General features: G+C 66.2%; 7 protein-coding genes, 1 tRNA gene and 1 pseudogene. 2 read left to right on the forward strand and 7 right to left on the reverse strand.

The annotated features are described in order from the left end of the window. Positions 1 to 163 precede the first annotated feature (163 nt). The 3 genes and pseudogenes from AC6A67_RS11445 to AC6A67_RS11455 all read right to left on the reverse strand — a co-directional run bounded on the left by AC6A67_RS11445 (position 164) and on the right by AC6A67_RS11455 (position 3,913). The gene (locus AC6A67_RS11445; RefSeq protein ID WP_498036687.1) at positions 164 to 1,492 is read right to left on the reverse strand and encodes an MFS transporter; all 1,329 of its coding nucleotides are present in this window, start codon (positions 1,490 to 1,492) and stop codon (positions 164 to 166) included. 275 nt (positions 1,493 to 1,767) lie between these two features. Next, positions 1,768 to 2,706: pseudogene (locus tag AC6A67_RS11450) on the reverse strand (acyltransferase family protein); the annotation flags it as partial. A 1,131-nt stretch (positions 2,707 to 3,837) separates the two neighbouring features. Continuing rightward, positions 3,838 to 3,913, reverse strand: a tRNA-Lys gene (locus AC6A67_RS11455). A 296-nt stretch (positions 3,914 to 4,209) separates the two neighbouring features. Here AC6A67_RS11455 and AC6A67_RS11460 point away from each other — a divergent pair. Then, the gene (locus AC6A67_RS11460; RefSeq protein ID WP_498036688.1) at positions 4,210 to 4,641 is read left to right on the forward strand and encodes a hypothetical protein; all 432 of its coding nucleotides are present in this window, start codon (positions 4,210 to 4,212) and stop codon (positions 4,639 to 4,641) included. A gap of 381 nt (positions 4,642 to 5,022) precedes the next feature. On the opposite strand, the gene AC6A67_RS11465 is transcribed toward AC6A67_RS11460, so the two are convergent. Further along, positions 5,023 to 5,922, reverse strand: coding sequence for a transglycosylase SLT domain-containing protein (locus AC6A67_RS11465; RefSeq protein ID WP_498036689.1), 900 nt, complete (start codon positions 5,920 to 5,922; stop codon positions 5,023 to 5,025). 613 nt (positions 5,923 to 6,535) lie between these two features. Here AC6A67_RS11465 and xth point away from each other — a divergent pair. Then, the gene (xth, locus tag AC6A67_RS11470) at positions 6,536 to 7,330 is read left to right on the forward strand and encodes an exodeoxyribonuclease III (RefSeq protein WP_498036849.1); all 795 of its coding nucleotides are present in this window, start codon (positions 6,536 to 6,538) and stop codon (positions 7,328 to 7,330) included. 156 nt (positions 7,331 to 7,486) lie between these two features. On the opposite strand, the gene AC6A67_RS11475 is transcribed toward xth, so the two are convergent. The 3 genes from AC6A67_RS11475 to AC6A67_RS11485 form a co-directional block, all read right to left on the reverse strand. Beyond that, on the reverse strand, positions 7,487 to 8,467 hold the full coding sequence (locus tag AC6A67_RS11475; protein ID WP_498036690.1) for a tetratricopeptide repeat protein: 981 nt from the start codon (positions 8,465 to 8,467) through the stop codon (positions 7,487 to 7,489). A gap of 1,068 nt (positions 8,468 to 9,535) precedes the next feature. Next, positions 9,536 to 12,292, reverse strand: a complete 2,757-nt coding sequence (locus AC6A67_RS11480) for a valine--tRNA ligase (protein WP_498036691.1) — start codon at positions 12,290 to 12,292, stop codon at positions 9,536 to 9,538. A 557-nt stretch (positions 12,293 to 12,849) separates the two neighbouring features. Continuing rightward, entirely contained in the window at positions 12,850 to 13,959 is a 1,110-nt protein-coding gene (locus AC6A67_RS11485; protein ID WP_498036692.1) for a PopZ family protein, read from the reverse strand. Positions 13,960 to 14,794 lie beyond the last annotated feature (835 nt).

Raw genomic sequence — 14,794 nt, forward strand, 5'->3', positions numbered from 1 at the left:
CACGGCGCGGGCTGGCCGGGCGCCGTCGTTCGTCCGGGGCACGCGAGAGCGCCCTCGTCGCCGTGCGACACTGCTGGCCGGCGCGGCCAAGCCCGCCCGTGCAGCGTCAGCCCGTGCAGCGCCTGGCCGCCCTGCGCCTGACAAATTGCGCAATACCTTCCGCTCAGCGGCTCTCTGCGACCGTGCCATGGTAACCGCGCATGATCGCCATGGCCGCGAGCTTGGGCAGCACAGGCGCGACGGCATAGAGCCAGACAAGCACGCTGCTGTCGGCAGCATGGCCGGGCGCGTAGCCCATGGCCCCCAACAGGCCGAAGCCCAGCACGGTGGCGCAGGCCAGGGCCAGCTTGCTTGTGGCGCCCCACAGCGCAAACAGCAGCCCCGCCCTTTGCTCACCCGATAGCGCCAGATCCGCCTCAACCACATCGGCCTGGATGGCGGCGGGCAGAACCAGATCAAACGCCAGCAAAAAGCCGGTGAGCGCGCATATGACGGCGAATACGGCCAAAGACCCCGGCCCAACCAGCGCGGCGAACGGAAACACCGTGCAGGTCACCAGCAGGCTGTAGCGCCAGACAGCGTCCTTACGTGCGCGCCGCGACAGGCGAAGCACGACCGGCAGCGCAATGATGGCGCTGACGAAATACAGCAAGAGCAGCGGCCCGGCGGCGTCTGGAGCGCCCAGCCGGTCGCTGACGAAATAAACGAAAAGCGTTGCCGGCAAGGCATTGGCGACGCCATTGAGAAACCAGGCTGACAGCAGGCGTTTGAACCCGGCATTGTCCCACAGGGCGCGGGCGCCGCTGGCCAGCGGGACGCGGGCGACGGTCAGGTTACGCGGCTCTGGCACGGTGGCGATGGCCCAGGCCACCGCCAGCGGCAAGCTCACCAGCACAAACAGCCCGACGAAGGCCGCGCCCGTGTCCGTGTCGCCCAGCAGGGCGCCTGGCACGAGCGCCAGCAACATGCCGATCACCGTCGCCCCCTCACGCCAGGCGGCGTAGCGGGTGCGTTCGCCATAGCCCTGGGCGCCCTCAGCGCCCCATGCCGTATGGGCGACGCTGGCCAGGGTGTAACCGAGCGCCGCCAGCAGCGACCAGCCGGTGAGCCAGAGATAGCCGGCTCCGTCAGGCGGATTGAACACCATGACGGCGCCAAGCGCGGCGGGCAGCGCGCCGACAAGCACCATGCCCCGACGCCGCCCAAAGGCCAGGCTGATGCGATCGCTCGCCCAGCCGAGCCAGATCTCGGCCACGCCATCGATCAGGCGCACCACAAGGATGGCGAGCCCCACGCCCCATACGCTGAAGCCGTCGCGTGCGGCATAGATCGCCGGCGCCAGCATGTAGAACGGCAGGGCCAGCGCCGCCAGCGGCAGCGCCGGCGCGGCCCAGGCCATCATCTGCCTGACGCCAGGCCGTTCGCCGCCAGACCCGACATCGACGCGGGCGACCAGTGGATGCGCCGTGCTGTGCAGGGCGTTGTTGGGCACGCGCATGCTCCCTGATGCGCCCGGACCAGCGGTGGGACCGGAGCGATGATCCGTCAGGCGATACGCTGCACGTGGCGATGTGGATGCCGGGTGGCGCGAAAATGTACAGCGACGACGGGCACAGGCCACTGATCCGCGCGGTGCACGCCCGGTGGACGCGCAATAACCCCCAGGTGATCAATCAGCGCTTCAGCGGAAAGCCGTGCTGATGCGGGCGCGTGATTAAGGCGTGGCGGCCGGAACGCTCCTCGTCGGAGCCAGCGAAGCTAGCCGGATCACACCGCGAGCGCCGTTTGTCGAACGTTACGGCCCCGCAACCTGCCGAGCTGAACCAGCGGCCGCTCCATGCCATAATAAGAGACGGTTGCAACAATGAGCGTCATTACGAAAATGGCGACAATTGAGGCTATGCCCACCAGGCTGCCTGGCAAAATTCCCTTTAGCATTGTGAGTGCATGCGCCTTGAACAGCGCGATGACGAACGGGTGAATCAGGTAAATCCCGTAACTAATCACCCCAACGAACACCGTCGCCCGATTGACGATGACCATCGGGGTATGGAACGCGAAGGCTAACACCAGGGGCATGAGAGCCGCCCCCATCAGATGCCTGTCCAGCGGCCACTGACCAAACCTGACAGCCAGTGCGCCAGTCGCAACGATCAAGGCGATCGCGGCGGCGACTGCGATGTAAATGCCATACGCGATAGCGACGCGCGCCTGAGGCAATGTCGCCATCACGCGCACATACACATGGCACATCAATATTCCGAAGACAAAAAATGGGAGCTGCACAATTGGATTCATCCAGTCAAACCGGGCTGGCAATCCATTTGCGCGCAGCGCGTGCGCAATACAGACAGATGCGATGAGTGAAAGAGCCAATACGACGACAGATCGCCAGATGCCTGAGCAAACGCATATGAGTAGAGGAAAGAGGGTATAGAATGCCATTTCTATCCCGATGGACCATCCCGCAGGCACGAGGCTTTCGTGGAGCCCAGGGGTCACGGTAAATAGAAATGACAGATTCAGAAACATTTCGTAGAAGTTCGGCATCTCCCAGCCATTAATATACCTGCGCATCATGTACACAGCCAGCATGGCGTAAAACAGGGGCACGATGCGTAGCAGGCGCTTTTTCATGAAATTCATGATCGCCGCTGCATTTTCAATGCGGCCGTAATAGCCAAGGCAAAGTGAAAACGCGCTTAACGCAAAAAATAGCTAGACGGCCAACGAAAGATAATTGAACAGCGGATGTAATTCTGATCGGGGCCAGAGCTCCATGAGCAGGACTGCGTGGTAGACTAATATGCCAACTGCTGCGATGCCCCGCAGAGTGTCCAGTCCCTCCAGCCTTGCTCCCACGTAACTCTCCCAACGTTCCTGCTCAATGCCCGCCTACAACAGGGCGCTGGACCATATGAGCAAGCACAGCCGGACGCCAGCGCTGTGCCCAGGCTGGTTCACGTGGTGCACAAATGGTTGCGCGCGGCGACGGATCTGAATGGCGGGCCCGCTGTGAGAAAGCGTTGACTGCGGTCGTCCACGCAACAGCTGAACACGCGCATCCGGCCCTCTCTTCAGGCTGGCAGCCGTGGGAAGTAAGTCTAGGCGGCTGACTGGCCGAAACGTCGCCGCCTGGTTCGCGCTCGGGAGGTAACGCGCCGCGTCGCCGCTACGGCATGGGGGACGTGCTCCGGTCACCTGGGACCGGCGTGTGCGTCCCATCTCCCTACTGCGCGCCAATACTGACCGAGCAAACGAACCGGATTGGTCGGAAAGTGCTCTGGCGACCAGGATGTGGCCGCGCGTTTTTGGGAATTATCTTCGCCGGGTGACGTGGGAGATCCCCAGGGGAGACGCCGGTTGTACAGATCGCAACGGGTTGGCGCAGGCGTCAGACGCCGTAGTGCAAGCTGCTATTCCACGCGAGCGCCCTGTTGGGGCATTTTGACGGTCGCGCGCCACATCTGGCCTCATGGCGCGAATCGTCGCCAGGTCACCCTCGGACTTTCCCCTGCCGCGGGCTATTTGCGATGTTGGCGCGCCAGCAGCGCCGCGCCCCCCTTGATGCTTGCCTGTAGCTGGAACCGTCCAGGGCGTGGTGGAACACGCTTCCCATGTTCGTCGAGGCAAGCGCCCGCGCCCTCAGCAAAAGGAAGCGGATGTTGTTGGTCTCGTAAGGGAGTGGTCGCTGGCGGATTGCACCTGCGGCTATCGAGCCTGCAGATATCGCCTGTCCTGATGGACGGTTTGCAAACGCTAATCCGAGCCTGCAAACATGGTGGCACTAACCCCACGACATACAGCAACCATTTCGCTGCAGGATCATAGGGCTAGTGGTGAGCGCGCAGGGATTCGAACCCTGGACCTACTGATTAAAAGTCAGTTGCTCTACCGGCTGAGCTACGCGCTCTCACGTCGGCGGTGATATGCGCTGGCGGGCTTCCGGTCAACCTGTCCGTTTTTCCTTCCCCAGGCAATGCGTGGACTATAGTCTGAGGCAAACATAAGCGTCGCCGTGGCGGCGGTGCGCGCAGTCGGCGATGGCGCAGCTGAGTTGGCGGCGCTGGCGTTGCGTCAGCGTAGCTTTTCGTGCGGCAAAGAGCACGGCTGACGCCACGGCGCGATCTTGGGCGGACGACGATAAATTCCAGGCGTAGGCAGGCGGCGGTTGGCGTGGTCGGCGCGCCTCAGGTGGAGGAGTGAGTGATGGATCACACGTTCAGGATGCCCGGCGTCAGCCGCGTCAAAGGCCGCCTGCGGGCGCTGGCGGCGGCGGCCGTGCTTGCGGGCGCCGCCGCGTTGGCGGGTTGCCAGAGCACCGGGCCGACCTCGACCACCAGCATGCTGTCGGCGGCGGGCTTCACCATGAAGGTCGCCGATACGCCGGACAAGAAGGCCGCCCTCGCCTCGCTGCCGGCCAACCAGGTGACCATGCGCCAGGTCAAGGGCAAGAACGTTTTCCTTTATGCTGACCCGCGCGGCTGCAATTGCCTCTACGTCGGCAACGACGCCAATTATCAGACCTACCGGGGGCTGGCGTTCGACCGCTCGGTGGCCTCGCAGCAATTGCTGGCGGCGCAGATTAACGCGGAAGCCGATTGGGATTACGGCGCCTGGGGCCCTGGCTTCTGGTGGTGATGACGCCATCGGCGCCAGCCAGAGCGTAGCTGGCCCAACGCTGGGCCATAACGAGGGACGCCACGCCGCCCCTCGTCGCAAGCTGCGTCCACCCAGCCTGGCGCATGCGGCCGGGACGCTGCCCCCTCTGTCCGGGGCGGCAAATGTTCGCCTTCCCCATGCGGGAGCCACGTCTGTTCGATCTATCGATCCCGGTTGACTTCAAGGCGCTGCCGGGCGCCTGTTCAGGCCGGCGCCTGGCCCGTCGCTCGCATGGCGCAGCGCCGACGGCTGTTGTGGAGCCATGCGCCCGCCTGCCCCTCTGGCCTTTCGCCCCTCGGGCCCTCTGGCCCTCTAGCCCTCTAGCCCTCTAGCCCTCTGGCCCTCTGGCCCTTCAGGCAATTATCCGGCGACCTGGACAGGCGTGGCTGGCGGCGCGGCGTCGGGCCGGTCCACCGGCTTGATCCCCGGTTGCAACGCATCGCCGAACAATCGCCGGATCTGTTGCGCCACGGTCTCGGCCTCGGCGGCATAGGGCAGCGCCAGCCTGTCATAAACGGCGGCGACCGTGCGCGGCTGCCGTCGCTTGCCCTTGCGGTCATAGAAAATACCGCGATTGGCTCTTGCCGCAGCGGGAAACTTTTTTGCCGCTACGGCGCCTGGCTGGTCCCGCGTCAGGCGCGCCAGTTGCACGGCCTTGCGCACGCCGAGGAAATGGCTGGCGTAGAGATCGGCGGCGGTCAGCTGACGGTCAAGCGCCGCGCCCATGATGCGGGCGTCGCGCCGCAGCATTTCAGCCGCCAGGGCTGCGGCGATGGCGTGGTTGTGGCGCAGCGCAAGGATGGCGGCGCGGTCATCAGGGTTCTTCACCTTGCCAGACGCCGAGATCAGCCCCGCCTCCCGGGCGAGGCCGTGGCGCGCGCCGAAGTCGCGCACGGCGCCCAGCCAGGTGCTGTCGATGAACTGGAACAGACCGGCGGCGCTCGACGTGCCGGCTTCCGCATCTGGCCGGAACGCCGATTCCCGGCTGGCGACGCCGACCAGCAGGCCGAGATCGACGCCCGAATTGCTGCTGGCGCGTGCGAGGCTGACCGCCACCGGCATTGGCACGCGCATCGGACCCGCGGCGATCACAGACGGCGATTCAGCCGCGCGTCCGACAATCAGCGGCGCGGTGGCGGCGGCAGGCAAGGTGAAGTGCGGGGTCAGCGCAGCGGCCTGCGGCGCCGGCGCGGTCACGCCAAGCACACATGTGGCCAGCGCCGCCAGGCTGATCGCGCCTGGCGCCCCTTTCGCAATCAATGTCCGTATCATCAGGTCACATGGTCAAGTATGTCTGCGTGGTCTCAGGCAATACGTCGCCAACGCTGGATTCAGCGCACTGTCAGTATCGGTTTGTGGCGTGTTGCGGGATCATAGGGCGGAATATGTTTGAATAAAGGCTCCAGACAGTGCGAACTGATCCATCTTTCCCTTTGGGAAGATGGCGCAGCGTTGTGCCTGCACTACGTTAGGGGCGTCAAAACCCGGGTCTGTATGGCGTTGACTGCAGGCGACCTGCTGCGCGACACGCCGCGCGTGCGCCGGGCGGGTGGCCACGGCAGACCTTGTGTCGCGCGGCGGGGCGTCGCAGGCTGCGTCGACTGTCACGCACTGTCGCCGCCCTTGGCCCTTACGCCGCCACACATGCCGGCGCAGCGGCGCGCGTCTGTGCCAAAGCCGGCGAAACATCGCTCGCCTGCCTGCCCGTCCAGATGCCGCCGCATCTGCGACCTGCAAGGCCCGGGCGCCGTTCCGGCTCGACCAGAACCTTATGGGTCAGGCTCCTCCGGCTCTGGTATAGGGATGCAGACGGCGGCGCAGCAGCGTCGCGGTTCCACGCCATTGGGAAATCGCCGACATGACAGCCAGCCCCCTGACCATCGCCACCTGGAACGTCAATTCGGTGCGCCAGCGCCTTGAGCACCTGCAGACTTTCCTGCGCGATGTGGCGCCAGATGTGGTCTGCCTGCAGGAGATCAAATGCATGGACGCCGCCTTCCCGGTCGAGGCGATCGAGGCGCTTGGCTACAATGTGGCGGTGCACGGCCAGAAGACCTTCAATGGCGTGGCCCTGCTGTCGCGGCTGCCGCTCGAAGACGTCCGGCGCGGCCTGCCTGGCGACGACGACGACGCCCAAGCGCGCTTCATTGAAGGGCATGTCAGCTGGGATGGCGTCGCCGTGCGCGTCGCCTCGCTATATCTGCCCAATGGCAACCCGCTGGGCACGGAGAAATTCAGCTACAAATTGCGCTGGATGGACCGGCTGCGCGCCCATATGGCCGGGGCGCTGGACGCTGAGGAACTGGCGGTGTTCGCTGGCGATTACAATGTTATCCCGGAGCCGCGCGACGCCCGTGATCCATCGGCCTGGCTGGGCGATGCGCTGTTCCAGCCGGAAAGCCGCGCCCGCTATCGCGGCTTCCAGAATATGGGCCTCACGGATGCGCTGCGCGCCTGTCATGATGACGCCGGGCTGTACACGTTCTGGGATTATCAGGCCGGCGCCTTCCAGCGCGATTTCGGCATCCGCATCGACCACGCTTTGCTGACGCCGCGCGCCGCCGACCGTCTGCGCCGGGCGACGATCCATCGCGAGACACGCGGCTGGGAAAAGCCATCCGACCATGTGCCGCTGCTGATCGAACTGGCCCCCGCTGCGCCGGCATGACGCTGGCGCGGCGTCTGGCGGGTGCGCGCCAGACCACCGTCGCGGCGACCTGCCACAAGGCGTCATCGCGGCGTTGACATCAAACAACCATGGCGGGATTAAGCGCGCTGCTCGCGTGCAACCGGCGGCCCGCCATGACGGCGTTCGCAGCAGGCGTCAGTTGCGGCTGCGGCGGTCGAGAAAGGCCTGGGCGGCGCTGCGGTCCGCGTCACTGACAAGGCTCATGGCCTGGTCATGCAACTCGATGATCCAGCTGTCCTTGTCCGGATCGGCGGCATTGCGGGCGATGGTCAGCCACGCCAGGCCGCGCGGCGTCTGGCGCGCCACCTCGCCCTGGCCGGTGATTAGCAGATGGCCGAGCAGCGCCTGCGACGGCACGTGATTCTTTTCGGCGGCGAGATGCAGCCAGCGGGCGGCGAGGCGCGCGTCGCGGGCGCCGCCCTGTCCGGCCAGGCACAGCCGGGCCAGATTATACTGGGCGTCCGGGTCGCCATAATAGCTGGCGGCGTGGTGGAACATCTCCCGCGCCCGCTGCTCATCTTTCTTCACATAGCTGCCGGGAATGCCATCGAGATAATAGCCGCCCAGCGCCACAAAGGCGTTGGCGGTAAAGCGCGCGGCGTGCCGCGCCTCATCAGCGCCCTGCACCACCCGCGAAAAATACTCGAAGGCTTTCAGATCATCATGCGGGACGCCATCGCCCTCTGCATACATGCGGCCGAGCTTCCATTGCGCAGGGGAATGGCCGCGCGTGGCGGCATATTCGAGCGCCTGCACGGCGCTGGTCATGTCGCCAGAATTGTAATCGCGGATGCCTGTCCGGAAAGCTTCACGCTCGGAGCGGAATTTAACGATCGGCGGCCGCGCCGTTGGCGCCTGCGCTGCGGCGCCTGCACCAGGCTGGCGGGCGCCGTCGATCGCCGCCAGGGCGCCTGATCCGCCGATGGCGCCGGCCAGCTCGCGCGCGCCGTCGCGGCTCAGGCCGGCGACAGCTGGTGATTGGGCGATCGTTTGATTGGTCGCGTAATGCTGGCCTGGAGCGTCCGGGACAAGGCTGGCGCCAGCCGCTTCGGCGGGCGTGGCGATGTCAGCCGCCGCTGCGGCTCCCGCCAACAGCAGCGCCGTCGCAACGCTCATCACTAGACTGCCCGCCACCCGCATCCTGTCCAACCCCAGAGCTGCCCGCCCCTGCGTCAACGCCCCTCGCCCGCAAAGACAATTCCTCGCGCGCCTGATCGAGCCAGCGCCAGCGCCACATCGCGCCATGCTGGAAACGGCCTGCGCCTATCGTCTTCCCCCAAAGTCGCCCCATGCTGACCCGACGGCCTGTCACCGCCCGTACGGCGACGCCAGACCCACGTCAGCAGCTGCGTCTTGCTGTGGATGAGGACCACTCCATCCTGTCCGGACAGCGTTGACGAAAAGACAATACACAGGCGACAAACCTTGCCAATTGGCCCATGTTCCACGCATCTGCACGCATTAATCGGCGTCAGAACGCCCGGAAATCAGAAAGCCGTGGGCAATCATCGTGTTGTCGCTCACCTCACCGTGTCTGGACTTTATGGCGGCTTGGCGGCGACGCCTGGACCATGCTGGGTGAACCAAAACTTCCAGCGCTTCGTTGTAAAAACATCACAGACTCGTGAGCGTCGCAAGGAGCGCGCCCGTGCAGGTGGCGCGTGTTGCACGTTGTTGCGTGCAGAATCCGCCAGCCTTTCGTAGAGGCCAGCGGAAACGGATCAGAAAGCGACGCCAGACGTCACGGAGTGGAGCCGTTGTGCGACGGGCGCGCGCCAGGCCGGTCTTGCGCAACCCGGTGCGCGGCGCCAGCGGCAAAGCGACCAGGCAGCCAGGCGGCCAGGGACATCCGGACGCGCCGTCCCGGCAGACGGCGGTCAGGCGCATGGACGCCTCAGCTCCCGATCCGCCTCAGGCGACTCACCCGACGTCGCACAAAAAAACGGGAGCGCTGAGCGCTCCCGGCAAAAATATGTGCGACAGGCGCGGACGCTGCGTCCGTGGTCGCTTGGTAAGCGCCTTGGCAAGCGCCCTGGCAAGCGACTCGCCGACGGCTTCGCCCGCCAGACGTGTCCGCAAGACGCGCGGAGACTGGCGGCGGCTCACACCAGGCCGCGAAAATGCTGACGCATCCGCGACCTGACATGTCCAGTCGCCGCACGGGCTTGACCCGCGCCCGATGGGTCAGGCGAGCCGTGCCAGGGCCTCGCCCAGGCGCTGGCGACGTTCCATCGCCTCGGCCAGACGCTCTTTCTGCTCCTCCACCACCTCTTCCGGCGCGCGGCGCAGGAAGTCGGCGTTGCCGAGCTTGGCCTCGATCTTTTTGATCTCGCCAGCCAGCTTGTCGATCTCCTTGCCGAGCCGCGCCCGTTCGGCGTCAAAGTCGATGACGCCTTCGAGCGGCAGCGCCGCCGTTTCACCACGCACCAGCAGCTGGATCGCCTTGCCATTCACGGCGTCGGCGAAGCTGATCTCCGAGGCGCGCGCCAGGCGGCGGATGGTGTCGGCCCAGACGCCGACGACGGCGCGGGTGGCGTCGGAAGCGCCTACCAGCACCAGCGGAATCTGCGCGCCCGCCGGCACATTGGTCTCCGACCGGGCCGAGCGGATACCGGTGATCAGCTCGACCACCCAGCCCAGCTCCGCCTCGGCGGCGGCGGCGTCCACCGCCGGGGCCTGCGGCCAGGGGGCCAGCGCCAGAATGCTGCTGCGGCCGCCAGCCGCCTCGGCGTTGGCCGCCCACAGCTCTTCGGTGATGAACGGCATGAACGGGTGCAGGATCTGGCAGATCAGGTCGAGCGTGTAGCTGACCACCGCGCGCACCTCCTGCTTCGCCGCGCCATCGGCGCCCTGCAGCACTGGCTTGGCCAGCTCCAGGTACCAGTCGCAGAACACGTTCCAGACGAAGCGATAGGCGGCGTTGGCGGCGTCGTTGAAACGGAACGCCTCAAGCGCCGTCGTCACCTCGTCGATGGCCTTGCCAGCCTCGCCCAGCACCCACAGGTTGAGCGGCTGGGTGACGCTGGCCGGATCGAAGCCGGCGTCGCGGCGGCATTCGTTCATCTCGGCGAAGCGCGCGGCGTTCCACAGCTTGCTGGCGAAGTTGCGATAGCCTTCGACCCGCTGGGTGGCCAGCTTGATGTCGCGCCCCTGGGCGGCCATGGCGGCGAGCGTAAAGCGCAGCGCGTCCGTGCCATATTTGTCCATCAGCTCGAGCGGGTCGATGACGTTGCCCTTCGACTTCGACATCTTGGCGCCCTTCTCGTCGCGGACGAGGGCGTGCAGATAGACGTTGCGGAACGGAACCTCATCGGTGACGAACAGGCCGAGCATCATCATCCGGGCGACCCAGAAGAAGATGATGTCGAAGCCAGTGATCAGCGTGCTGGTAGGATAGAAGCGCTTCACCTCCGGCGTGGCGTCGGGCCAGCCAAGGGTCGAGAACGGCCACAGGCCCGACGAGAACCAGGTGTCGAGCACGTCTTCATCGCGCACGAGGAAGCTGGCGGCGCTGGAGGGGTCGGCGGCGTAAGCGGCGGCCTGGTCTGGCTCGAGCACGCCGCGCTCCACCGCTGCGGCGAGCGCCGCCGGCAGCACGTCCTCGAAGCTCTCGCCGACATAGACTTCGCCATCGGGCGTGTACCACGCCGGGATCTGGTGGCCCCACCACAGCTGGCGCGAGATGCACCACGGCTCGATATTCTCCAGCCACTGGAAGAAGGTCTTCTCCCAATTCGCCGGGATGAATGTGGTGTCGCCCTCGCGCACCTTGTCCAGCGCCCGCTCGGCCAGCGGCTTGACGTTGACATACCATTGGTCGGTCAGCCACGGCTCGATCACCACGCCGGAGCGGTCGCCGTGCGGCACCATATGGGTGTGCGGCTCGATCTCGGCCAGCAGGCCGCGCTCTTCCATCAAGGCGACGATCGCCTTGCGCGCCTCGAAGCGGTCCTGACCATGCAGCGCCATCACCAGCGCCAGATCATCGCCCTCGGCCTCCTCCAGGAAGGCGGCGTTGTGCCTGAGGTCGAGCCGGCCCTCGGCGTCGAACACATTGATCAGCCGCAGTGAATGGCGGCGTCCGACTTCAAAGTCATTGAAGTCGTGCGCCGGGGTGATCTTCACCGCGCCGGTGCCCTTCTCGGGATCGGAATAGCTGTCGGCGACGATCGGAATCAACCGGCCGACCAGCGGCAGCTCGACCATGCGGCCGATCAGGTCCGCGTAGCGCTCGTCATCCGGGTTCACCGCCACGGCGACGTCGCCGAGCATGGTCTCCGGGCGGGTGGTCGCCACGGTGATGAAGCGGTCTGGCTCGGCGGCCAGCGGATAGCGGAAGTGCCAGAGGTTACCCTTGGTCTCGACCTGCATCACCTCAAGGTCAGAGATGGCGGTCTGGAACTTCGGGTCCCAGTTCACCAGCCGCTTGTCGCGATAGATGAAGCCCTGGCGGTGCAGCTCGACGAACACCTTGATGACGGCGCGCGACAGGCCCTCATCCATGGTGAAGCGTTCACGCGACCAGTCACAGGAGGCGCCGAGGCGCTTCAGCTGATTGATGATGGTCGAGCCGGACTGGGCCTTCCACTCCCACACCTTCTCCAGAAACTTCTCGCGGCCAAGGTCGCGACGGCCCGGCTCGCCGCGCTCGGCCAGCTGGCGCTCCACCACCATCTGGGTGGCGATGCCGGCGTGGTCCATGCCTGGCTGCCACAGCACGTCCTTGCCGCGCATGCGCTCAAAACGGCACAGGATGTCCTGCAGCGTATTGTTCAGGGCATGGCCCATGTGCAGCGAACCCGTGACGTTCGGCGGCGGAATGACGATGCAATAGGGCTCGGCATCCTTACGCTCCGGGCGGCCGGCGCGAAACGCGCCAGCGTCCTCCCAGAGAGTGGCGATGCGCGCCTCAACGGCGGCTGGCTCAAACGTCTTGTCCATGTCGCGACTTTACCATCGATGCTGGGCCGGTCCCGGGCGGGCGGCGCGTATGGTGATGTGTACCCCCGAAATCGGTGATCAGGGGAAAAAATGCAACCTGCGGCAGCACAGGGTGGCCAATATGCCAGGCAGGTTCGGGATTTTTGCCGTTCATCCCCACGCGACCCGGCCAGCGGCGTGCTCAGCGCAACCGATATGACGTTGATAAGCGGCTGGCCGCGCGACAGGGGTGCGAGGATGGTCCCATCAGGGCGACCATGCACCGGCGATCACGCGCCTGCTTCAGCGGCCGCAAACGCCAGCCGAGCGGGCGCGAGGCTGAGGGCAAGGCGCCTGCATCACGTGTCGTCCCGTGATACTCCAGCGCCTTCAGGGACTAGTGCGAACAGGCGATTGATGTGACGCTACGTGAGTCGTGCCGTCACTCCGTGCGCAAGCTTAACATCCGGCCGTATGCCATTGGAGACGCGCGTCGTTAGCCGTCACATCCGGACCCGGCGATCACTACGTCCACCGCCGCCCGTCCGTTTCGTTCCGCTGCGGTCGCCGTACCTGCGTCAGTCCTGCGGCGGCTGCGCCAGCAAGGCGATCTGTTCCGCCACCAGCCGCTCGACAATGGTCGGCAGGTGCTGGTCGAGCCAATTGGCCAGCATCGGCCGCAGCATGTCCGACACGGTTTCCTCCATGGTGCGGGCGCGATCGGCGGCGACACGCTGGGTCAGGGCGTCGAAGGCGCTGGAGATCCGCGCCGCGCTGACCGGGGCGATCAGCGAGCCAGACATGTCGCGGGCATAGGCCACCGCCGCTGGCGGCGCGGCGCCATGTCTGGCGACGGCAAGACCAACCATGGCCGCTGGCGCCGCGCCACTCAGGTCGCGCAGCTGGAGCGCCTCAGTCTCATAAGGATTGTGACCCAATGGCTCGTGAGCCGCGAGGTTCAGGTTTGGCGCAGGCTGAGCGGGGTTCGCGTCCCAGGACACGCCAGACGCGCCAGACGCGGCATGCCGGGGCGCAAGCGCCGCCGGAGCAGGCTGCGCGGCGGCCATGGCGGCCTGCGCGACCTCGTCGATGCGCTCGTTCACCGCCAGGCGAATGGCGTCCGCCAGACGCTGGTCGACCAGTGCGTCTTCGTCGGGCGCCATGGCGGCGTCATTGCGGGCCCGCGCCTCTGGCGGGCGGTAATCAATCTCTGGCGCCGGCGCCATTTGCACTGGAGGGCGCGGCGGCTGGGCGCGCTGCGGCTGGCGGCGCGGCGGCAACCCGCTATCGGCGCTTTCTGCCCGCTCCGACGCGAGGCGTTGCAGGCTATCGTCGAGGGTGGCGCGGCGCAGCTCTGGATCATCGCTGTTCGGTGACGACGCGACGGCGGCATGGCGGACGGGCTGAGGCAGGGGCGCAGGGGCCAGGCGCGGCCCAGCTGACGCTGACACCTGGGCAGGCGCAACGCCATCAAATGCGGCCGAAGTGACGCCGTTCAGGCCCTGGTCGTCCCGTACAACGCCATGCGGGGCCGCGGCGGCGCCACGCTGGGCAGACGGCTGGCGGGTGGTTTTGCGCGCACGTGGCTCGGGCAGCGGCATGCCCATCGCGGCCTGGTCCTCGGCGATAATGCGGCGGATCGACGACAGGATCTGCTCCATATCGGCGTCGACACCCTGGGCACGCATTGCCTGTTCCCTCGCGCCAGCGCTCATGCCGCATTCCTCCGCTTGGCCAGCGACAACCGGTTGCGTCGCCAGCCCAAAGTGCAAATCGTCGTCACGGCGTCCGCTCTGCGGCGCCTCGGGCCCTGGCGCGGGCGCCTGGGCGGTGTGCGACGGCCCGCCTGGCTGGCCAGGTTGGGCCGCAGCCATCGCCAGCTGGGCCACTCGTCGCCGGCCGCCGAGGAGACGTAACGGCAACGCGGCGAAACTTGCGGCCAGCCAGCGGACTCGCGGGTGGCGCGCCATTGGCTCGCCCGCATCTCCAGACCCGTTTCCAGGGACGAACTCCCTATGCGCGAATCCATGGCCCATCGCGTCAGCGCCTGCATCGACCAGCGCTGGCTGGGTCGGTGAAAGTCTTTACGATTTGTAAAGAATTCCTGCGGGTTGCGGTAGGGGCGCTGATGGCTTTCGCCATGGCGTCCACATGACATTACAGCCCAAAATCATCGCGCCGCCGCCGCCCCGGCTCGCCCCGCGATGCGCCCCCTCCGGTCGCCGCAAGAAAACTGGCAAGCACCGTCGCAAGCACCGTCGCCACGATCGTTACAGGCTTCATCGCAAGGCATGACTTGATGACCATGCCAGGGAATAAGCGCAGCTCTGTATCATGGCGTGCTGATTGCCTGCGGCGTGCAAGGCGCAGGCCTCAGGCCAAAAGCCTCCAGACAAAAGCATTGGTGCAACAGCCAGGAGGCAAAAGACTGCGGGCAAGAGACAGGCAAGAGACAGGCAAAATACTGCAGGCAAGAGACTGCAAGCGCCCGGCTTTCACTCCCGCCCCGGTTCTGGTGGAAAA

Source organism: Camelimonas sp. FR25 (assembly GCF_059740505.1).